Genomic DNA, 20,816 nt, shown 5'->3' with positions numbered 1-20,816 from the left:
GTATTTTTGGGCGCTATTTCAAACTAATACCTAGCCATGACAAAAAGAGTATTATCCGTTTTATGCGGCATTGTTGCTTTCTCATCTGCTTTCGCCCAAACCAAAAACCTTGTAGGTGTTGCGTCTTTCAAAAGTAGTGGTAGGACTGAATACGTGACGGCTATACAGAATACTGTATATGATGCTACCTTAAAAGTGAGAGGTTTTTCTTTGATGGAAAAAGATAAGCTTGAACAGATCAAAGCAGGAGTAGGACAACCCAATCCCGACGCCGGTGCGCTGGCTCATGCAAAATCACTGGGCGCACAGTACATTGTGACGGGTAACATCCTGAAAGCCAATGTAGACACGAAACCATCTGATCTTCCGTTAGGCATTACCAATGTCACTACTTCAGAACTACTGTTTGACATCGCTATCGTGGATGTTAACTCCGGTGAAGAAGTGGCCACTTCAAGATTCACAGCTGGCGCTAAAGGCAAACGCGCCTTTGAAGATGCGATGAAGGAACTGACACCGGGTATCGAAAAGTTTATCCGTGAGAACCTGAAAACACCGGTATCTATCGCACAGATTGAAGAGAAGAATAGTGCAGGTGAAGCTATCCGTGTATTGATTGTTGCAGGTAGCCTGTCTGGTCTGCAGGAACATGACGAGTTCCGTGTATATGAAGTTACCGACCTGACTGTTGATGGTAAGAAGATGCACAGAAAGAAAACTCTTGGTAAAATAGCTGTGGCAAAAATAGAGGACGAAAACTTCTCTATATGTCTGGTAAAAGAAGGCGGTGCTGCTATCGCAAAGAAAGTAGAAGCAGGCGCTAAAATCAAGTGTGAGATCGTTACTGAATAATCAGTTTACTGAATATAAAGAGGGCTGCAGGATCACTATCCTGCAGCCCTCAGTTATTTTATGCCTGCTGTGCATACACACAACAAGACCAGATCACAGCGGTTTATCTTCCATCTGCTGAATAATATTCTCCACTTCTGCTTCTGTTGCCCGCAGGCGCGCCTGACAGAAGGTAATTAATTCGGAAGCACGTTTCACTCTTGCCGCCAGTACATCTACAGAAACGGATTCCGTTTCTATTTCCCTGGCGATCTGTTGCAGTTCTTTGTATGCTGCTTCATATGTCAGATTAGTATCCATCGGTTGTCGTTTTAGAAGTAATAGTTGCCTGCACGCCTGCATCTGCCATTTGCACAGTGATCTCGTCTCCGGCAGATAATTGTGCTGCGCTGGTAATGATCTTTCCTTTATGCTGCACCATCGCAAAGCCTTTCTGTAATAAAGATGCCGGACTCATGATACGTACCACTGTTTCATGATGCGCCAGCTGCTGTTGCTGGTGTTGTATCAGCTTGCGGGCAAATACCTGTATATCTTTACGGATATGCAGCAGTTCCTGCTGTTTGCCGGCTGTTACCTGACCAGGTTTGGTCAATAGCTGCCCGGATAACTGTGTGATAGCATGACGCTGTTTTAATAACAGGTGCAGGGCTTTTTGAGGTATGACCTGTCTTGCCCGGGTTAAACCCTCCTTGTGGTAAGTCAGCAGGTCTCTCGATCTGTTCATAATACCTGCATGTAAAGAGGACAGCTGTTGATGTCTGCCTGAAAGCATCTGCTGCATGCGGATGATAAGCTGGCTTTGCTGTGTCAGCAATGTCTCTTCAAAGCTGCGGTTATGTGCAATGATAAGTTCTGCTGTACGGGTAGGAGTTTTAGTCGCTGTATGTGCCAGCATATCAGTAATAGTCTCATTTTTCTGATGGCCGATACCGGTGATAATAGGTACCGGGAAGCCTGCTACTGCTTTACCCAATACAAACTGATCAAACAACAGGAGGTCTGTCTGTGCGCCACCTCCACGTATGATCACTACAGCATCATATTGCTTGTGGGAGGCTGTAATGGCAGATAGTTGTGCACATACCTGTGTCGCATTCGCCTCTCCCTGCACGGCTGTGAAATAGTTATCAGTATAAAAGGCGTATTTGTAGGGATTGTTCTGCAGGGTATGCATGAAGTCCTGATAACCCGCAGAGGAGGCAGACGAGAGAACTGCTATACGCTGTATAACAGGATTAAGCCTTAGTCCTTTGTTGAGGGTCATATAACCTTCAGGCGTTCTCTGAACAATGTCTGCACAGTCAGTCAGCAGCCGTTGTAACGTAGCCTGTTTCTGCTGTTCAAGCTGTCCGATGGTAAAACTGGGGTCAATATCTATCAGGGACAATTTCAAGCCATATATCGCATGAAACTCTACGGCGACACGTACCAGGACCTGCATGTCATTGGTAAACCGCTGACCGGTTACATTCTCAAACTCCTTGATACGAATACTTCCGTTGCCCCAGGCGGTAGCAGATATCTTGGCAGTCAGCTGATGACTGCGTGCGTCTTTCTCTACCAGGTCAAAGTAGTGGTATCCCTTGGCAGGATAGAAGGAGTGACTGGTGATGTCAGCTACCACCCAGTAACTTTGTCCTGAAAAAGCATTCCTGATAGTCCCCTGAATACCCGTCGCAAGCTGTGATAACGTTATGTAATTTCTGATTTCCAAAGCAGACACAAAGGTACATAAAAACAGCCGCCTGGAAAGGCGGCCGGTATTCTAATTCCACGTTATGAAAACAATTTAAAAGTAGTTCTGGCTACTTTTCTATTATAGCAATATTAGTAACTGTAGGCACTAAATCGGTTAATGAGAAGTTAAGCAGTGGAACATTAACATTTCCTTATCGCTCGTACTATTTTGCTTTTCCCGATGTGCAACGTCTCACATTACCACGCTAACTGCCTACCTGATTCTCCGCAAATACAGCTTTGGCCCTTTCGTCCCCTTTCCTGATATATGGTCGTATAATCAACCTGTTGCCTTTATCAAAAGTGAACAGGTTCCATATCCAGTTGGTCAGCACAAGCAGCTTATTACGGAAGCTTACCAGGAAGTTCACATGTACAAACAGCCATATGAACCATGCAAGCCTGCCGCCCAGGTGAATATTTCCCGGGAGATCGCCTACTGCCTTACCTCTGCCTATAGTAGCCAGTGATCCTTTATCAAAATATTTGAAGGGTTTAACCGTCTCATTTCTATGAATAGCGTGCAGGTTTTTACCGATATACTTTCCCATCTGTATGGCAGGCTGTGCTACTCCAGGATGTCCTTTTGGATAATCTTCCAGCTTCATCAAAGCGATATCGCCGATAGCAAATACATTTTTGCTACCAATTACACGACAATTAGGATCTGTGAGTAAGCGTCCTCGTTCTGTCCATTCTGTGGGTATACCGGCCAGTACTTCGCCGGTTACACCTGCGCTCCATACTACCAGGAATGACTTGATCTGCTCTCCTGTTTTAAGGGTAATAGTTTCTCCATCATAGTCCTGTACCATCACCCCCAGTTTAATAATGACGCCCATCTTCTCAAGGTCGCGCTGTGCACGGGCGCTGGACTTCGGATGCATTGGTGGTAATACCCTGTCCAGTCCATCCAGCAGATATATCTTCATCTTACTGAAATCAAGTGCCGGATAGTCTTTCGGTAATACATTCTTCCGTAGTTCTGACAATGCTCCCGCCATCTCCACACCTGTAGGTCCTGCGCCTACCAATACTACATTCAGCATATGGTCGGCAATGGCAGGATTACCATTCAGGCTGGCCCATTCAAACAGCTGCATCAACTGACTGCGCATATTCAACGCATCGGGTACAGTTTTCAACGGTAACGCGTAACGTTGCATATTCTCATTCCCGAAATAGTTTGTTCTGGCACCTGTAGAGATAATCAGATAATCATATTGCAACGGCCCTGCCGATGTGTTAATAGTATTCGTCTGGGTATCCACGGATAATACCCGCAGCATTCTGAAGTGAAAGTCTTTTGTATTGTGGAACAGATTTCTAAGCGGCCCTGCTATAGCATCTGCCTGTAATGCAGCTGAAGCTACCTGGTATAACAACGGCTGAAAAGTATGATAGTTATGTTTATCGAATAATACAATCTGGAACTTGTCGTCCGGAAGGCTTTTCGCTGTGTTCAGTCCGCCGAATCCGGCACCTACTATTACTACCCGGGGCTTGGTAGTGGGCGGAATATTCAAAGTGATCTGCCTCATCTGTTCCATAATACAATGATTTTGTATAGCCTGTGCGACCCAAAAACCATGCCCCTGCACTACGATGTTAATGTGTTAAACTGCGGCGTTCGCCTATCTGCTGGCGCCACATTGCATAGTAAAGGCCCTTTTGCTCAAGTAAAGCATCGTGTGTGCCTGTCTCAACGATCTTCCCCTTCTCGAGTACATAAATGGTATCAGCATGCATAATTGTGGACAACCTGTGTGCGATGAGAATATTTAGTTGCTCTCTTCTGGCAGATATATTCCTTACAGTATCGGTAATGGCTTCTTCTGTTAGCGAGTCAAGCGCTGATGTTGCTTCATCAAAGATTAATAGTCTCGGATGGCGTATCAATGCTCTTGCAATGGAAATACGCTGTTTTTCGCCGCCTGACAGCTTTAAACCGCCCTCGCCAAGTATCGTATTCACTCCATGAGAAGAACGCGCCAATAACTGCGTACAAGAGGCTTTATGCAGTGCTTCCAGCATCTCGTCCTCTGTTGCATCAGGTTTTACAAACAGCAGGTTGTCTCTTATCGTACCTGCAAACAGCTGCGTATCCTGCGATACGAATCCTATCTGCCGCCGCATCTGGTTAAAACGTATCTCTCCGGAAGGTATATCATTAAAGTAAATCTGTCCTGACACCGGCTGGTATAGTCCCAGCAGCAATTTTACAAGTGTTGACTTACCCGACCCTGATGGTCCTACAAAAGCAATTGTATCTCCCATAGCTGCACTGAAGCTGATCCCGTCCAGCGCATGCTGCGTGGCTGTCTGATGTTTGAATACAATATCCGTAAAGCGGATGCTCTCCAGTGTACCCAGTTCAACCGGACTAGCCGGTTTCTCCTCAACAGGTTTGTGCATCAGCTGATCAAACATCTGTAGGGAACTCTCTGCTTCACGATAGAAGAGGATGATATTGCCTAATTCCTGCAGCGGACTGAATATCGTAGCGGATATAAACTGCATGGCAATCAGTTCACCAGGGCTGAGTACCTTACGGAAGATCAGCCATAGCAATATAAACAAGATGGACTGCCTCAATACATTCAGGGTAGTACCCTGAATAAAGGAAAGTGTTCTGACCTGCTTTACCTTCCGGATCTCCAGGTCATATATGTTCTTCGTAAACGTCCGTAGCCGGCGTATTTCCGGAAAAGTCAGTCCGAGGCTCTTCACCAGCTCTATATTACGTAGCGACTCAGTAATAGACCCCGACAGCTTAAGCGTCTCTTTATTAATAGAACGCTGTATCTGCTTCATTTTCCGGCTTAGCATCCCTGTCAATGTGCCAAGTATTACTACTCCTGCGAAGAATACAGGTACCAGCGCCCAATGCTTGTTAATAGCATACCATATCAGAAAACCGATACCTACCAGTGAAGAAAACAGGATATTAATAAATGCATTAATAAAACGTTCTGTATCTGTACGTACTTTCTGTAATAGTGCTACGGTCTCACCACTACGTTGTTCTTCAAATTCCTGGTAAGAAAGACGCAGTGTTTGTTTCAATCCATCATTGAACACCTGCATACCAAAACGCTGCACTATCAGGCGCATCACAAAGTCCTGGAAGGATCGGCACAATCTTGCCAGCATAGCCACGCCAATCGCTATTGCCAGCCAGAACAACACTCCATTCACCAGTTCATCCTGAGACCTGTTACCCGGGTGGAGTGCATAATCGTCTATGATCTTTCCAAAGATCATCGGATCTATCATGGTGGCTAACTGGGCGAGGCCGGCCAGCAAAAGGCACAAACCAATCATCCAGCGGTGGGGACGCATATAATTCCAGAAGATCTTCATGCCCGGAAAGGCGCAAAAATTGCACCACTAGGGGCTAACACGCATATTTGGCAGTCGGATATACCCCTCAGTTCCAAAAATCAGCAGCTAGGGCATGCGATTTGCATTACAGTGAGAAAAAGTTATGGAAAAACGGGTTATCGGGATGCTCCTGACCTTTCTGGGTATAGCTGGTCTGATAATGGGTGCCGTGAGCTTTATGAACAGTTCCGGTGGTACGAAGAGCATCAAAGGAATTATCATCTATTCCATACTGGGAGCAATTTTTTTCTTTGCGGGTATAGGTCTGATACGCAATACCAAAGACCGCCCATCCTGATAGGTCTGTCCTCCTGCCATCCCTGATTTGTTAACTGCACCCGTCCGGTTGTAAGGAAGGTATTGTCTTTCCTTACGCCGGCAAGCAGTTGCTTCTCCTGCTGACCTGCTGAAATGAGGAGTGCTGTCTGATATCCAACCTATTACACATCCATTGTTACCCCATTCCCATCAATTATCTGCTAATCCGCTCTCCCCCCTTGCTTTTTTCACAATCACAGTGTAATTTAGACATATATGTATTCGGATCAATAGGATATGCACACCCTTGCATACCGCCTCCATCCCGTACATAATATCCTTTACTTGTTATGATTTTATAGTAGATATTTTATCAATCCAAAGAAAGCCTGTATCCCCTGAATCTGTGTAACTGAGCTATATCGCGATATGAAAAACAATGCTGGCTTCATTCTGGGGAACACTGGCGCAATGATATAACCCTTACCTCATGGAAAGACGTATTTTTTTGAAACAGGCATTCGTTTCAGTAGCCGGTACTGCATTAATACCCGGTATCGCTGCCGGCCGTTCACTATGGGAAGAACAACCGCCCCTGCTGATTGACACCAAAGTACAGGGACGTGCCTTCTCTCATTTCTGGAGCAGATGTATTGGCGCTGGCAGAGCGGGCGAAGTATTACATACCGCCTCTCCCTGGCTGGAACAACTGCAATTTGCAAAGAAATACTGCGGCTTCCGGTATTGCCGCCTGCAAGGTATCTTTCATGATGATATGTCCGTATACCAGGGAGGCGTTTACAACTGGCTACGTATTGATGAAGTGATAGACCGTATGCTGAAAGCCGGCGTCAAACCATTCATCACTCTTAGCTTCTTCCCTAAAGATATCGCTGGTGGCAGCGCTACCGCCTATTGGTGGAAAGCTAATGTTGCACCGCCGGCAGACTTCTACAAATGGACTACGCTGGTTACCGGCTTCGCCAAACACTGTTTGGATAAATATGGACCTAATGAAGTCAGTACCTGGTACTTTGAACTCTGGAATGAACCTAATAACAAAACTACCTGGGCCGGTACCAAAAGCCAGTACTTCGCCATGTATAAAGCAACTGCCCAGGCACTGAAAGGTGTTTCTCCGCAACTGCGCATAGGTGGTCCTGCAACCGGTAACTTCGTAGGCGACGGCCGTTTTGATGGAGAAACCGAAGATGCATCCAGAATAGCTGTTACATCCCCCGATCCCGATACCCTGCAATGGAAAGGGGTATGGATAGAAGACTTCCTGGAATATTGTAAACGTGAACAATTGCCAGTTGACTTTATCTCCACACACCCATACCCGACAGATATCCCATTTAATAACAATAAAGGGATTGTCCGAAACGCCGACGCTACATTAAAAGATCTGCAATGGCTAAGAACTATTGTCGATAAAAGTGCCTTTCCTAAAGCAGAAATACACCTCACCGCCTGGAACTCCAGCTCTTCGTCCAGAGATACCATGCACGATGCCCTACCTGCGGCTGCTTTTATCATAAAAGCCAACGCTGACAGTATCGGACTGGCAGATGCATTGTCATATACATCCTTTACTGACTGTGGGGAAGAAGGCGCAGGTGGACAACAATTCTCCGGCGCAGGCGGACTACTCAACTACCAGGGTATTCCCAAACCTGCCTTCCATGCCTATCGCATGCTGCACGCCCTGGGCGATGAATTGCTCTATAATAAAGACGGCATTATCGTTACCCGGCACAAAGATTCGCAGCGCCTAACCGCTATCGTATACAACTATCCGGCTACAGTTAAAACAGCTCCTCCTTTCGGTGCTGCAGATGTGGCAGAAAATATCATCAAACAGGGAGAACCACGGGACTTTAACTTCAAACTGATCAATACTAACAAAGATGCCCGCTTCAATGTAGAAATACTGGATAAAGAAAATGGCAATGCGCTTTTCCACCTGAAACAGGCCGGCAACCCCGATACGCTATCTCCTGCTCAGCTGAAAACAATGCAGCAGCTGGCCATGGCCGTCAGAGAAGAACAGGTACTTTCAAGCAATACAGGCGTACTTTTAATCGGTAAAACCCTGCAACCATGGGATGTTATGCTGATTGATGAAACCATCAGCTGATAAGCAATAATCAGGCATCAATAAGCAGGAAGCCTGAGCCGGCAGCCCTAATTCCTGATTACTCATTCCTGGTATTGTTTTTTTACTGTATTTTGGACACTCATTAAACGATTCCGACTGTTATGAAAGCAAAACTAACCCTGCTGTTCTTCAGCATGCTTCCCGTATTTGTCCATGCACAGCAATCCCTCAAGCTATGGTACCGGCAGCCCGCAGGCGATGTCTGGACTGCCGCATTACCCGTAGGTAATGGCCGCATTGCCGGAATGGTGTTTGGTAACCCCGCTGAAGAAGCTATACAACTGAACGAGAGTACTGTATGGTCAGGCAGTCCTAATCGTAATGAAAATCCCGAAGGACTCGCGGCCTTACCCAGGATCCGCCAGCTCATCTTTGACGGTAAGCAGAAAGAAGCACAGGAACTGGCTGCTGAAAAGATACAGACAAAGACTTCCAACGGACAAATGTACCAACCTGTAGGTACCTTACACCTCGCATTTCCGGGACATCAGCAGTATAAAGATTATTACCGCGAACTGGACATTGAAAAGGCAGTGGCTACTACCAGCTATACAGTAGATGGTGTAAAATATACACGCGAAGTATTTGCATCAGTACCCGCACAAACCATTGTCGTTCGCATCAGTAGCGATAAACCTGGTGCTATTGACTTTTCCGCCTACCTCACCACTCCGCAGAAAAATGCTGTAGTAAAAGCCAATGGAAAAGATCTAACGGTGAATGGTATGACCGGCGCGCATGAAGGAGTAGAAGGGAAAGTGAAGTTCAATGGTATTGCCAGGGTAATAGCAACTGGTGGAAGCGTGGCCAACACTGATACTGCCATCACTGTAAAGAATGCCAACAGTGCCCTGGTCTTCATCTCCATGGCGACAAATTATGTCAACTACAAAGATCTGAGCGCCGATGCTGCAAAGCGTGCCGCTACCTATCTCAATGCTGCAGTAAAGCAACCATATCCTACATTGCTGAAAGCACATATTGCCGCTTATCAGCGTTACTTTAACAGGGTGAAAATTGATCTGGGTAGTTCAGACGCTGCAAAAGAGCCAACTGATGTCAGACTGGTTAATTTCTCTAAAGCATACGATCCGCAGTTTGTCTCGCTGTACTTCCAGTTTGGCCGCTACCTGCTTATCTCCTGTTCGCAGCCAGGTGGCCAACCGGCTACTTTGCAGGGCCTGTGGAACAACCTCATGACGCCCCCATGGGATAGTAAATATACCATCAACATTAATACTGAAATGAACTACTGGCCGGCTGAAAAGGATAATCTGCCGGAAATGCATGAACCACTGGTACAGATGATAAAGGAACTGTCTGTCACCGGGCAGGGTACTGCCCGTACATTATACGGTGCCAGGGGATGGGTAGCGCATCATAATACTGATATCTGGCGTATTACAGGTCCGGTAGACCGTATCTTCTATGGTATATGGAGTATGGGAGGAGCCTGGCTGGCACAGCACCTGTGGGAAAGATACCTATATAATGGTGACAAGCGCTATCTGGCAGATGTATACCCTGCCATCAAAGGCGCTGCCCTGTTCTTTGTCGATGATCTTGTAGAAGATCCCAAGCGTAAATATCTTGTCATCAATCCCGGCACTTCTCCGGAGAATGCACCCTCTACACGCCCTGGCGTATCGTTTGACGCAGGATGCACTATGGATAACCAGATTGTATTTGATGCATTCAGCGCAGCTATCAGCGCGGCTGAAATACTGGGAAAAGATGCTGCACTGGTAGATACGTTTAAAACCATGCGCAGTAAACTGCCTCCTATGCAGGTAGGCCGGCACGGGCAGCTGCAGGAATGGATAGACGACCTTGATAATCCAGAGGATAATCATCGCCATATCTCACACTTATACGGGCTATATCCATCAGCACAGATCTCTCCTAACCGTACACCGTTACTGGCCAGCGCAGCCAACACCACATTGCTGCAAAGAGGCGATGTATCCACCGGGTGGAGCATGGGCTGGAAAGTGAACTGGTGGGCACGATTACAGAATGGTGAACATGCACTGAAGCTAATTACTAACCAGCTTAGTCCGGTAGGTAAACGCGGCGGAGGTACCTACACCAATCTTTTTGATGCACATGCGCCTTTCCAGATTGACGGTAACTTTGGCTGTACTTCCGGTATAACAGAGATGCTGATGCAAAGTCATGATGGCGCTATTTATGTGTTACCTGCCCTTCCTCCGCAATGGAAAACCGGCAGCATACAAGGACTGCGTGCAAGAGGAGGCTTTGTGATAGAAGACCTGGCATGGGCAGACGGGAAGATTACCAGGCTGGTGATCAGATCTACCCTTGGAGGCAATTGCCGCATCCGTAGCAGCGTGCCGCTGAAAGGAGCAGAGCCGCTGAAGAAGGCAACAGGTGAAAACAGTAATCCTTTTTACTATGTAACACCGGTAGCAACTCCGCTGGTACATACCCAAACAGTTGCTCCGCTGGAGATCGTTGCTGCTGACAACTACGATGTGGCTACCGAGAAAGGTAAGACCTATCGCTTTACAGTGTTATAACTGAAAATATGATAATAGCTGAAGGTGTGTCTGTACAGGACACACCTTTTTTTATGCCTTTCATTCCCCCGATTCTTTGAAGTTCATAATAATTCCTTTGTTTTTACCAACTGCTGAATGGTATAATCTTCCCACCTTTGTATTCTTCAGTAAACAAGTATGATATGGCATGGTACTACGCGCATATCATATTGCAGGAAATGTACACGACGATCCATAAACAGCGCATGACAGCAAGGTTAGCCGGGTATACTTATTGATGCATAAAGGATGGTTTGCAAAAACCGATGTAACAATATTCACTCACAATTTCAGGATTGATTTTAAAACGTAAGAACATGGCAACAAGCACAAAGAATCTGACTTACCGTTTAGGTGGTCAGCTGGAGATCAACCGTCTTGGTTACGGTGCAATGCAATTGACAGGAACAGGCGTATTTGGAGAGGTAGCAGACCGTGAGAACGCAAAGAAAGTACTGCAGGCTGCCGTAGCCGGCGGTGTTAACTTTATCGACACAGCGGAAGCATATGGGCCGAAGTTAAACGAAACACTGATTGCAGATGCATTGCATCCATATCAGAAAGGGGTAGTAATCGCTACGAAAGGCGGATTTCAACGTCCGGGCCCTAACAAGTGGGTACCTGACGGCCGTCCCGAATTTATCCGGGAGAATATTGAAGGTAGTCTGCAACGCCTGAAAGTTGATACCATTGATCTCTGGCAACTGCACCGCTTTGATCCGAAAGTGCCGGTAGAAGAAACACTGGCGCCTGTCGCGGACGCTGTAAAAGCCGGTAAGATCAGGTATGTAGGCTTATCAGAAGTAGATGTTGCGCAGATTGAGCGTGCGCAGAAAGTGCTCCCGATAGTATCTGTACAGAACCTGTATAACCTGGGCAACCGGCAATGGGAAGAGGTACTGGATTATACAACACAGCATAATCTGGCCTTTATTCCATGGTTCCCGCTGGCTTCCGGTCCGGATACACTGGCAGAAAAGATCAGCAAGATTGCTGAGAAATACAATGCAACAACCGCTCAGATTGCGCTGGCGTGGTTACTGCAACGTGCAGATAATATCCTGCTCATCCCGGGCACCAAATCTATTCAGCACCTGGAAGAAAACCTGAAAGCGGCTGATATCGAACTGACTGAGGAAGAGTTTGAACAACTGTCCAGATAATCACATCTGATTGTGTTAAGGCTGTCTGTCCCTCACTACAGGGATAGGCAGCTTTTTTATTGTAAGTATCCCCACTGCTCCTAAAAACCGGGAAAAGTACTTAAAGACCGAGAATAGGGACAACCGGAATGTGCCCGATCTCAGACATATTTGTAACTGTAAATCCAGACAGGTATGATCAGAACACCGGGAACTCATAGAAGTAGTTTGCCAACCCATTCCCCATATAATATTCCTGTAACAACAGGAGACTTTTCACCTCTGCCCATACGGGTGTATAGCCGCGTTAGCCGTGATTGCAACAACTGTATCACGCCGCATCGGCGGGACTTCTACCAGGTATTAATGATCACAAAAGGAGAAGGAATGCTGACAGTAGGGGCGCGCTCTTACTATATTGATGAGCCGGTATTGGTACTCATTCATCCCGCAGATGTCATCTCGTGGAAATCTCTGTCTGTCATACAGGAGGGATTCGACTGTCTTTTTACCCGCCGGCTGCTGGATGAATTTCCTTTGTTAAAAACAACCATCGAAAAGTACCAGCTTTTTGATACAGGTTGCAGGAATATTATCCGTCTTGCAGCTGCGGACATGCATTCGCTGAATAGTATCTTCAGCAGTATGCAGCAGGAAGAATTAACCGGCAACCCTTTACATGCAGATGCGATGCAGACATATCTGCAGCTATTGCTGATACAATGCGCAAGGATCACAGACTTTAAGGCACCAGACCATGTATCAGATGAAGACCGTTATGTGCATGCGTTTTTCAGTCTGCTTGAAAGAGAAATCACGAATGTACATTATGCTACTCCTATAGCTATGAAAACGGCTAAAGAGTTTGCTGCTAATCTGCATGTGCATCCTAATTATCTGAATAGCTTGTTGAAAAAACGTACGGGGTTAAACATAAGTACACATATTCGTAACCGTTTGTTGGAAGTGGCCAAGCAGTTGCTGTTGCAAACTGACTGGACCTTGCAGGATATAGGCTATAGCATTGGCTTTGCAGAGCAGCCTAATTTTAGTTCTTTCTTTCGTAAAAATGCCGGGATGACACCGGCAAGTTACAGGAAGATGTCTTTTGGTAATAAGGAAGTAAGCAGCAGGAATCAGCTATTGATGAGCCGTCAATCAGCATAGTATTACTCGCTGATGCTGACAGGATGTTGCTCGCCATGGCTGATTCCTGCCTGTTACTTATTGTCCGGTGTTTAGTTGATAATTTCATTCGCTGCCTCTTCGATCACGGCAGCTACTTCTTCCGGATGAGAGATGAATACAACATGACTGGCTTGAATCTCTGTCACTTTTGCGCCGGAGCGTTTAGCCATTTTATATTGTAGTGAAGGAACGATGCCTTTATCTTCTGTGGTGATGATGGCATATGATGGTTTCGTCTTCCAGGCTGCATTTTTTACTGGTGTAGTAAAGCAGGATACGGCAATGGCTCCGTGTGAGGCGTACATAAATGCTGCTTTTTCTTTAGACAGATCAGCACAGAAGCCCGCATGATATTTTGCTTTTTCGTAGTAGATAAAGCCTTTTTCATCAGGATTCATAATACCATTTTCCGGCGCGATAGGTTCACTTTGTACCAGGTCAAAGGTTGATTCATTTACCTCCGGTTCAAAGGCCGCAACGTATACAATGCCTGCTACTTTTGGTGATACGCCTGCTTCAGTAACAAGGGTGCCGCCGTAGGAGTGTCCTACCAGTAATGTCGGGCCTTCCTGTTTGTCAATAGCATTGTTCAGCGCTGCAACATCTGCTTCCAGTGACGTCATCGGGTACTGTAAAACAGTGATGTTATAACCTTTAGGAGCAAGTATATTATATACGCCTTCCCATCCTGAGCCATCGGCAAAAGCGCCGTGTACAAGAATAATGTTTTTAATTGCAGAAGTGTTCATTGTTGGTGTCGTTTTAATAATACAAAGTTGCAGCAGCAGCAGGTGATTGTTTATAGCAATATCAAATCCGGCGTATATGAATTTCAAATATTGTCAGTTTTTTCCATTTTAGCTTTCCGATACTTACATCATTTTAATACTATAATACTTACATCATTTGCGCCTGGGTGATATAACAACAGCGCGATATGCTGGCCCCGCTATAGTGAGGTGCTGCCTGCGGTATTATTGCTCTACATCACGATACTGTCCACGTGTACGAGTCTGGGTATACTGATGGTTATGGCAGGATGTTTTTTCGGTTTAAACAGGGTTTATGTTTCATGTTATCGGATCACCAGAAGGTCACCAAAAGGTCACTTCGATATCCCGGGGATATTGAGGTGACCTTTTAGTGACCTCTTGACGCCTGGTTGGAATGAATAATAAGGCGATAACAAACCGATACTTTTTCATAGTAAAATCTGGAAATTATAAAGGGAAGTGGCTATTGCTGCGAATGTGTTGCACCCGCGTATAGCTATTACCTTTTTGTTGCGCAGGCAGTCTGCAGTGAATATGAGCACCGATAGCGCTACGGATTGCAGGACTGGTATATTGTTGCTATGAAAGCAGCCGGTGCATGGGTATCGGAAGTCAAATATTTCGATTAATAACAATAAGTATTGTTTTTACCGTTTTTTATGTTTACTTTTTTTGCCTGTTTAGAAATACGTTATGATGAATCCACGGCTCCACAAAAACTCACAATAAAAATTTCACATGTTTTCTTATCCTGTTAGAATAGCTTTAATTGCTGCCCTTGGCGGCTTCCTGTTTGGTTTTGAGACCGCAGTGATATCCGGCGCTGAAAAAACGATTATGGAATTATGGTCGCTCAGTCCTTTTTGGCTGGGCTTTACAGTAGCTTCCAGTCTGATTGGTACAGTACTGGGCTCGCTGGTAGTGGGTATGCCTGCCCGTATTCATGGGCGGAAGAAGGTATTGCTGGTAATAGCGGCGCTGTATATTGTTTCTGCTATTGGTTGCGCTTCGGTATCTGCCTGGCTGTTGTTTGTATTGTTCCGATTTGCAGCAGGTGTGGCCGTAGGGGCTTCATCGGTAGTAGGTCCTATGTATATTTCGGAGATTTCTCCGGCCCATCTGAGGGGACGCCTGGCGGGATCTTTTCAGTTGAATATTGTAGGCGGGATATTTATTGCTTACCTGACCAATTTCCTGTTTGTAGATATGGGCGATGACTCCTGGCGCTGGATGCTGGGTGTAATGGTGGTGCCCGCTGCATTGTTTGCTATATTGTTACGTACTATTCCGGAAAGTCCGCGCTGGTTGATACTGAACAACCGGGAAGCGGAGGCAGTACCGGTTATGCGTCGTTTGCAGGAACCGGATGTAGACGGGGCGATCAGGGCTATTAAGGAGTCGGTGAAAACACATCAGGAGAAGTTGTTTCAGAAGAGGTATGCGAAGCCTATTATTTATGCAGTATTGCTGGCCATGTTCAACCAGTTGTCGGGTATCAATGCCATTCTGTATTATGCGCCGCGCATTTTTGAACTGGCAGGTTTTGATAAGGCAGAAGCTTATCTGCAACCGGTGTATATTGGGGCGGCTAATCTGCTCTTCACCTTGCTGGCGATGACGGTGATTGATAAGTTTGGCCGGAAGACATTGCTGGTGATCGGTTCGGTAGGCATGATTGTATTCCTTGGACTGACGGCATATGCATTTCGTGATCCGGCCAATCTGGGTGGTAATGTGCTGATCTATCTGATAGGATATATTGCATTTTTTGCCTTTTCACAAGGAGCTGTGATCTGGGTGTTTATATCAGAGATATTTCCTAACTCCGTGCGTTCCCAGGGAGGGGCATTGGGTAGTTTTACTCACTGGATTATGGCAGCTATTATTTCGTGGACCTTTCCGATTATCGTGTCGGGTAGTGAGATGGGCGGCTTCTATTCCTTTGTTTTTTATAGTGTTATGATGTTGTTACACTTGTTATTTGTCTGGAGGTTGATGCCGGAAACGAAAGGACGTTCATTGGAAACGATTCAGAAAGAGCTGGGTATAGATTGATGTGGCATACATTTGTTGCGGAAGGCTATTGATATGCGTATTTCTTAGGGTGACGGGGCTTCCTTTTTTAAGGGAGAGTGGTATTGAAAGGTAGGAGAACAGGAGAGAAAGGGGATTAGTATGATGCGGGATAATGCATCTTGTTCATACTGTCTTTTGACCGGTCATCCCGAATAAGTTTATACAGCAGTGGCACGTCATCAGAATTTCCTAATTTTAGTGAAAATCAAAATCAAACCAAAAAAACAAGCATGAAGCAATTATTAGCAGCCTTACTGTTTTCCCCGTGTGTTGTGTTAGCTCAGAAGGGGGATTTTGTAATTAAAGGCAAGGTTGGGAATCTGAATGCGCCTGCGAAGGTGCAGCTCGTATACCGTAATGCTGGTGTTGAAGTGAGAGATTCTGCGGAAGTGAAAGACGGTGTATTTCAATTTAAAGGAGCTATTGAAGAACCAGGTCAGGCGATGATGGTGTTAAAACATCCGACACCGCCGGTAGATCCACGTTCCAGAGATATGATTATATTCTATGTTGAGAAAGGAACCATTACACTGAATAGCCCTGATTCATTGAAGAAGGTAACATTCAGTGGTTCTGCGCTGAACACGGATAACCAGCAGTTACAGGAGGCGCTGAAAAGTGTTGGAAGCCTGTACCAGGAGCTGAATAATGAATATATGGCGGCTGACGAAGCAAAGCGTAACAGTCAGGAGTTCCAGCAGTACCTGGACCAGAAGCTGGCGGTAATCCGTAATCAGCAGGGTATTGTTTATAAGGGTTTTGTAGCTAAGCATCCTAAGTCGCTTGTAAGTCTGGATGTGATACAGCAGTATGCTAATGATGCGGCTGATAATATCCCTCAGCTGGACTCTATGATAAACAGCCTGGATCCGTCACTGACAAAAACGAAGAATGGTCAGGCGCTGACTAAGCTGATTAATAGCTGGAAAGCAACAGTAGTTGGTGCAGAAGCGCCGTTGTTCACTCAGAACGACACATTGGGTAAACCAGTGAATCTGAAAGACTTCCGTGGTAAGTATGTACTGGTAGATTTCTGGGCTTCCTGGTGCCGTCCGTGCCGTATGGAGAATCCGTATGTAGTGGCAGCTTACAATCATCATAAAGATAAAGCGTTCACTATTGTAAGCGTATCGCTGGATCAGCCTACCGGTCGTGACGCCTGGATCAATGCTATTCATAAGGATGGGTTGACCTGGACGCATGTATCTGACCTGAAGTTCTGGGATAATGATGTGGCTAAACTGTACGGAGTAAGATCTGTTCCGCAGAATTTCCTGCTGGATCCACAGGGCAAGATCGTTGCTAAGAACCTGAGAGGGGAGGAGCTGGATAAGCGTCTTGAGGAATTACTAAAATAAGAGCAGGGTGTTGCTGGCCGGCATACTATTGTAATGGCAGCATGCATTCGCAGAGATAAAAAAGTCCATAGCAGCCATATCGGAGCTATGGACTTTTTGAATTATGGCAGGAGAGATCATTTTAAAATATAATCAGATGAATGTTTTTATAGAAGATAAGGATATTGCGTGGGAGCATCCGGATCCGGGAATACGTAGGAAGGTGATGGCTTATAATGAGCAGCTGATGCTGGTGAAGGTGGAGTTTCAGCAGGGGGCGGTAGGCGCATTGCATGAGCATTACCACTCACAGATGTCGCATGTGGAGAGTGGTGTATTTGAGATTACGATTGATGGGGAGAAGAAGGTGCTGAAAGCGGGAGATGCTTATTATATTCCGCCGCATGTAGTGCATGGGGCATTGTGTCTGGAGCCAGGAGTATTGATTGATGTGTTTAGTCCGTACAGGGAGGATTTTGTGAAGCGGGAGGGCGTTGAGCGGTAGTTGTTAGTGGGATGGCTGCCTGGGTAGTCGGGTAGGGAGCAGGCATTAACGGGAGAGATTATCCTATTGCTGTGACATTACAGTGACAATTTGTAATTTCGTTGTAAAGGCTGGTGGATGTCAGTTAACAAGGAGGGAGAGTGAAGGTGGAGCTTTATAAGGTGGATCAGGCGTATAGGCGTGTGTGGCTTTATCTTTTTTCTGGTGAAGGGTATTGGTTGATGAAGTAAGAGGGGTGCCGCGGAGGGGGAGTGTGTGGACTGAGGTATGTTTAAATTTAGGGCAGGTTAATGTGTGCACAGGAAATTCAGTATTTTTATTCCGTTCATTACTTCACTTAAAAAGCGAATTATATGTTGTCACAAAGAATGCAGGAAGCCCTGAACCGTCAGGTCCTCATGGAGGCACAGTCATCACAGGCATACCTTGCAATGGGCAGTTGGGCGGATATTCAGCCCGGTCTGAAAGGCGTAACGAAATTTTTCTTCAAACATAGTGATGAGGAACGTATGCACATGTTGAAGCTGATTCATTATATCAATGAGAGAGGCGGTTTTGCGATTGTGCCTGCGCTTGCTCAGCCGGTATTAACGTTTGTATCGCTGAAGAAGGCGTTTGAGGAGTTGTTTGCGCATGAGGTGAAGGTGAGTGAGGGTATTAATGAGTTAGTGGATATTTCATTGCAGGAGAAGGATTATGCTACGCACAATTTCCTTCAATGGTATGTAAATGAGCAGATTGAGGAAGAGCGTCTGGCCAGGGAGTGTAATGATAAACTTGAATTAATAGGTGATGATAAGAGTGGTTTATACCTTTTCGACCGTGATATTATGACTATGGAGCAGTATTAAGCTGACAATCAACTAATTAACTGCCCGTTTTGCGAAAGCAGGACGGGCTTTTTTGTGCCTGTTTTTCTGATGCTTTTTTAGAATGTATGAGAGATAATATATATTATAATTAATTAATTCAGAAAGTTTTATTATTTTTATTTGCCATATACTTTTACTACATTGCCGTCTGAAATATAAGGAAAAGTTAGAATGCAAAAGGAGGTTAATATAAATGATCTATGGGAGCGCATCACAAAGGATAGCGACTCAAAGTCATTTGAGGTTTTTTTCCATGAACTAAACCCCAGGCTCGTGAAGTTTTGCACAATGTATGTTCAGTATCAGCAGGTAGCGGAAGAGATAGTGTCGGATGTTTTTGTAAAGTGCTGGATGGACCGCGTGAAGATGCAGGATGTGCAGAAGCCTGAGACTTATCTTTTTATTGCTGTTAAGAATCATGCTTTAAATTATAACAAGCGGTTTTCCAGTGTTCAACTGGTAAACCTGGATGATCATGAGGGGGGTACACAGTTAATGACGAGTGCTTCTCCGGAGATGGAGCTGGAAAAGAAGGAGTTGCTTTTCAGGATGGATCAGGCCATCTCTTCACTTCCCCGCCAATGTAGTATTATATTCCGGCTGGTGAAGGAGAATGGTATGAAATATAAGGAGGTTGCAGAGATCCTGAATATTTCTCCGCGTACCGTGCATACGCAGATGTTGCGTGCGATGAAGAAAATGACTGTAGCAATGGAGCCTTATCTGAAAAAAGCCGCCAGGCAGGCTCCGGGTAGTACCGCTGATAGTATTGTGACGGCTCTACTGACAATATGGATATTTATGGGTAATTAACCCTTAATATTATATGTTAAAAAAAATTTTAAACCTTGTACGCATAACAGGCCTGAAATGTTGTCTTATATGCAAAGGGTTATTCCAACGGACAATGAGTGAACGTTTTTTTGAAATTGTTATAAAGGACCTGGCTGGTGATTCAACACCTGAAGAAGGCCAGGAACTGAAACATATCATGAGTGAGGATGCTGTCTCTGCAAGACAGTATGAACTGTTCCGCATGTACTGGGCCCAGAATCATCATGATCATATCGATAACAGGAGACTGTTCTCAAATGTGCAGATGCGTATAAGTGAGCTGGAGAAAGAAGCAGGGAGTGATAATATGCAGCCGCTGATGACGCCAGTACGCGGAAAAGGTCGCCTGGTATGGATATCTGGAGTTGCTGCCGCAGTAGCGCTCCTGATTAGTGCTGGTGTATATTATTATAAGTCACAGCACGAGCCGCTGATTGCCAAATTCACCTCTAAGGGTGAAAAATCCACTTTTATGCTGGATGATGGTACCAGGGTAACACTGAATGCAGACAGTAAGCTGGAATATGCAGCAGGGTTTCCGGAAAAGAACAGGGAGGTATACCTGACCGGCGAGGCTTTCTTTGATGTACACGGAGACGCGCAGAAGCCATTTATTATTCACACTAATAAAATGGATATCAGGGTATTAGGTACGGCTTTCAACGTAAAGTCTTATCCTAATGAAGCTTCTACAGAAGCCACACTGTTGAAAGGTGCAATTGAAGTGAGTGTGACCGACAATCCGGATGAAAAGATTATTCTGAAGCCGTCACAGAAGGTAGTAGTAAGCGACTATGATTCAACGCGTAAGAAGTCAGTATCCCTGAAGGATGTAGTACCATCTCTGACAACAATGACGTATTTCCGCCAGAAAGATACCATGATCATGGAAACTTCCTGGTTACAGAATAAACTGACGTTCCAGAATGAAGACTTTGAGACATTGGCCAAGAGGATGGAACGCTGGTATAATGTAAGCATCCGTTTTAACGGAAATCATAAAAAGCAGCTGAGATTTACCGGTATTCTGGAGGGCGAAACAGTAGCAGAAGCATTTAATGCTTTGAATCTGACTGAAGATTTCGCTTTCAAAATAGAAGATTCGACGATTGTAATATATTGATGCAGAGAGA

Annotated in this window: 17 protein-coding genes; 12 read left to right on the top strand and 5 right to left on the bottom strand. The window is 45.4% G+C overall.

Annotation, left to right across the window (positions count from 1 at the left end; genetic code table 11):
• Window positions 1–36: 36 nt before the first annotated feature.
• Entirely contained in the window at window positions 37–852 is an 816-nt protein-coding gene (locus K1Y79_RS27175) for a hypothetical protein (protein WP_220253368.1), read from the top strand.
• A gap of 93 nt (window positions 853–945) precedes the next feature.
• Here the strand turns inward: K1Y79_RS27175 and xseB are convergent, their stop codons facing one another.
• The 4 genes from xseB to K1Y79_RS27155 all read right to left on the bottom strand — a co-directional run bounded on the left by xseB (window position 946) and on the right by K1Y79_RS27155 (window position 5,955).
• A complete protein-coding gene (gene xseB, locus K1Y79_RS27170) occupies window positions 946–1,152 on the bottom strand; it encodes an exodeoxyribonuclease VII small subunit (protein ID WP_146304932.1) in 207 nt (68 codons plus the stop codon).
• The gene (xseA, locus tag K1Y79_RS27165) at window positions 1,142–2,578 is read right to left on the bottom strand and encodes an exodeoxyribonuclease VII large subunit (protein ID WP_317197509.1); all 1,437 of its coding nucleotides are present in this window, start codon (window positions 2,576–2,578) and stop codon (window positions 1,142–1,144) included. Before xseA ends, xseB begins: the two co-directional genes overlap by 11 nt.
• Window positions 2,579–2,798: 220 nt before the next feature.
• A complete protein-coding gene (locus tag K1Y79_RS27160; protein ID WP_220253366.1) occupies window positions 2,799–4,142 on the bottom strand; it encodes an NAD(P)/FAD-dependent oxidoreductase in 1,344 nt (447 codons plus the stop codon).
• A 58-nt stretch (window positions 4,143–4,200) separates the two neighbouring features.
• Window positions 4,201–5,955, bottom strand: coding sequence for an ABC transporter ATP-binding protein (locus tag K1Y79_RS27155; RefSeq protein ID WP_220253365.1), 1,755 nt, complete (start codon window positions 5,953–5,955; stop codon window positions 4,201–4,203).
• A 124-nt stretch (window positions 5,956–6,079) separates the two neighbouring features.
• Here K1Y79_RS27155 and K1Y79_RS27150 point away from each other — a divergent pair, with 124 nt between their 5' ends.
• From K1Y79_RS27150 to K1Y79_RS27130, 5 genes are all read left to right on the top strand, one after another.
• On the top strand, window positions 6,080–6,274 hold the full coding sequence (locus tag K1Y79_RS27150) for a hypothetical protein (RefSeq protein ID WP_220253364.1): 195 nt from the start codon (window positions 6,080–6,082) through the stop codon (window positions 6,272–6,274).
• A 450-nt stretch (window positions 6,275–6,724) separates the two neighbouring features.
• Window positions 6,725–8,374 (top strand): GH39 family glycosyl hydrolase, encoded by a 1,650-nt coding sequence (locus tag K1Y79_RS27145; protein ID WP_220253363.1) that lies wholly within the window; start codon window positions 6,725–6,727, stop codon window positions 8,372–8,374.
• Window positions 8,375–8,496: 122 nt separating this feature from the next.
• Window positions 8,497–10,935, top strand: coding sequence for a glycoside hydrolase family 95 protein (locus tag K1Y79_RS27140; RefSeq protein ID WP_220253362.1), 2,439 nt, complete (start codon window positions 8,497–8,499; stop codon window positions 10,933–10,935).
• Between the two features lie 338 nt (window positions 10,936–11,273).
• The gene (locus K1Y79_RS27135; RefSeq protein ID WP_220253361.1) at window positions 11,274–12,119 is read left to right on the top strand and encodes an aldo/keto reductase; all 846 of its coding nucleotides are present in this window, start codon (window positions 11,274–11,276) and stop codon (window positions 12,117–12,119) included.
• Between the two features lie 174 nt (window positions 12,120–12,293).
• Window positions 12,294–13,265 carry an AraC family transcriptional regulator gene (locus tag K1Y79_RS27130; protein WP_220253360.1) on the top strand — a complete coding sequence of 324 codons (972 nt, stop codon included), beginning with the start codon at window positions 12,294–12,296 and terminating at the stop codon, window positions 13,263–13,265.
• Between the two features lie 71 nt (window positions 13,266–13,336).
• Here K1Y79_RS27130 and K1Y79_RS27125 read toward each other — a convergent pair whose 3' ends face one another.
• Complete coding sequence (locus tag K1Y79_RS27125) at window positions 13,337–14,122, bottom strand: alpha/beta hydrolase (RefSeq protein ID WP_236059881.1); 786 nt, start codon at window positions 14,120–14,122, stop codon at window positions 13,337–13,339.
• A gap of 675 nt (window positions 14,123–14,797) precedes the next feature.
• On the opposite strand from K1Y79_RS27125, the gene K1Y79_RS27120 reads away from it, so the two are divergent.
• The 6 genes from K1Y79_RS27120 to K1Y79_RS27095 all read left to right on the top strand — a co-directional run bounded on the left by K1Y79_RS27120 (window position 14,798) and on the right by K1Y79_RS27095 (window position 20,806).
• Window positions 14,798–16,114, top strand: a complete 1,317-nt coding sequence (locus tag K1Y79_RS27120; RefSeq protein ID WP_220253359.1) for a sugar porter family MFS transporter — start codon at window positions 14,798–14,800, stop codon at window positions 16,112–16,114.
• A 251-nt stretch (window positions 16,115–16,365) separates the two neighbouring features.
• Window positions 16,366–17,493 (top strand): TlpA disulfide reductase family protein, encoded by a 1,128-nt coding sequence (locus K1Y79_RS27115; RefSeq protein WP_236059879.1) that lies wholly within the window; start codon window positions 16,366–16,368, stop codon window positions 17,491–17,493.
• A 136-nt stretch (window positions 17,494–17,629) separates the two neighbouring features.
• Entirely contained in the window at window positions 17,630–17,977 is a 348-nt protein-coding gene (locus K1Y79_RS27110) for a cupin domain-containing protein (RefSeq protein WP_220253358.1), read from the top strand.
• Window positions 17,978–18,330: 353 nt separating this feature from the next.
• Window positions 18,331–18,828, top strand: coding sequence for a ferritin (locus tag K1Y79_RS27105; protein ID WP_220253357.1), 498 nt, complete (start codon window positions 18,331–18,333; stop codon window positions 18,826–18,828).
• Window positions 18,829–19,020: 192 nt separating this feature from the next.
• Complete coding sequence (locus K1Y79_RS27100) at window positions 19,021–19,662, top strand: RNA polymerase sigma-70 factor (RefSeq protein WP_220253356.1); 642 nt, start codon at window positions 19,021–19,023, stop codon at window positions 19,660–19,662.
• A gap of 94 nt (window positions 19,663–19,756) precedes the next feature.
• Window positions 19,757–20,806 carry a FecR family protein gene (locus tag K1Y79_RS27095; RefSeq protein ID WP_220253355.1) on the top strand — a complete coding sequence of 350 codons (1,050 nt, stop codon included), beginning with the start codon at window positions 19,757–19,759 and terminating at the stop codon, window positions 20,804–20,806.
• The last annotated feature ends 10 nt before the right edge of the window (window positions 20,807–20,816 follow it).

Origin of the sequence: Chitinophaga rhizophila (genome assembly GCF_019492185.1) — a bacterium.
GTDB lineage: Bacteria > Bacteroidota > Bacteroidia > Chitinophagales > Chitinophagaceae > Chitinophaga > Chitinophaga rhizophila.
The sequence above is the reverse complement of the archived record's forward strand: the minus strand, read 5'-3'. Positions and strand labels throughout refer to the sequence as shown.

What these genes read in the sequence shown, in the direction of transcription:
- K1Y79_RS27110 (WP_220253358.1), top strand. Translation starts at nt 17,630, where the DNA reads ATGAATGTTTTTATAGAAGATAAGGATATTGCGTGGGAGCATCCGGAT.
- K1Y79_RS27105 (WP_220253357.1), top strand. Translation starts at nt 18,331, where the DNA reads ATGTTGTCACAAAGAATGCAGGAAGCCCTGAACCGTCAGGTCCTCATG.
- K1Y79_RS27095 (WP_220253355.1), top strand. Translation starts at nt 19,757, where the DNA reads ATGAGTGAACGTTTTTTTGAAATTGTTATAAAGGACCTGGCTGGTGAT.
- K1Y79_RS27115 (WP_236059879.1), top strand. Translation starts at nt 16,366, where the DNA reads ATGAAGCAATTATTAGCAGCCTTACTGTTTTCCCCGTGTGTTGTGTTA.
- K1Y79_RS27120 (WP_220253359.1), top strand. Translation starts at nt 14,798, where the DNA reads ATGTTTTCTTATCCTGTTAGAATAGCTTTAATTGCTGCCCTTGGCGGC.
- xseB (WP_146304932.1), bottom strand. Translation starts at nt 1,152, where the DNA reads ATGGATACTAATCTGACATATGAAGCAGCATACAAAGAACTGCAACAG.
- K1Y79_RS27160 (WP_220253366.1), bottom strand. Translation starts at nt 4,142, where the DNA reads ATGGAACAGATGAGGCAGATCACTTTGAATATTCCGCCCACTACCAAG.
- K1Y79_RS27175 (WP_220253368.1), top strand. Translation starts at nt 37, where the DNA reads ATGACAAAAAGAGTATTATCCGTTTTATGCGGCATTGTTGCTTTCTCA.
- K1Y79_RS27135 (WP_220253361.1), top strand. Translation starts at nt 11,274, where the DNA reads ATGGCAACAAGCACAAAGAATCTGACTTACCGTTTAGGTGGTCAGCTG.
- K1Y79_RS27145 (WP_220253363.1), top strand. Translation starts at nt 6,725, where the DNA reads ATGGAAAGACGTATTTTTTTGAAACAGGCATTCGTTTCAGTAGCCGGT.
- K1Y79_RS27140 (WP_220253362.1), top strand. Translation starts at nt 8,497, where the DNA reads ATGAAAGCAAAACTAACCCTGCTGTTCTTCAGCATGCTTCCCGTATTT.
- K1Y79_RS27150 (WP_220253364.1), top strand. Translation starts at nt 6,080, where the DNA reads ATGGAAAAACGGGTTATCGGGATGCTCCTGACCTTTCTGGGTATAGCT.
- K1Y79_RS27130 (WP_220253360.1), top strand. Translation starts at nt 12,294, where the DNA reads ATGATCAGAACACCGGGAACTCATAGAAGTAGTTTGCCAACCCATTCC.
- K1Y79_RS27155 (WP_220253365.1), bottom strand. Translation starts at nt 5,955, where the DNA reads ATGAAGATCTTCTGGAATTATATGCGTCCCCACCGCTGGATGATTGGT.
- K1Y79_RS27100 (WP_220253356.1), top strand. Translation starts at nt 19,021, where the DNA reads ATGCAAAAGGAGGTTAATATAAATGATCTATGGGAGCGCATCACAAAG.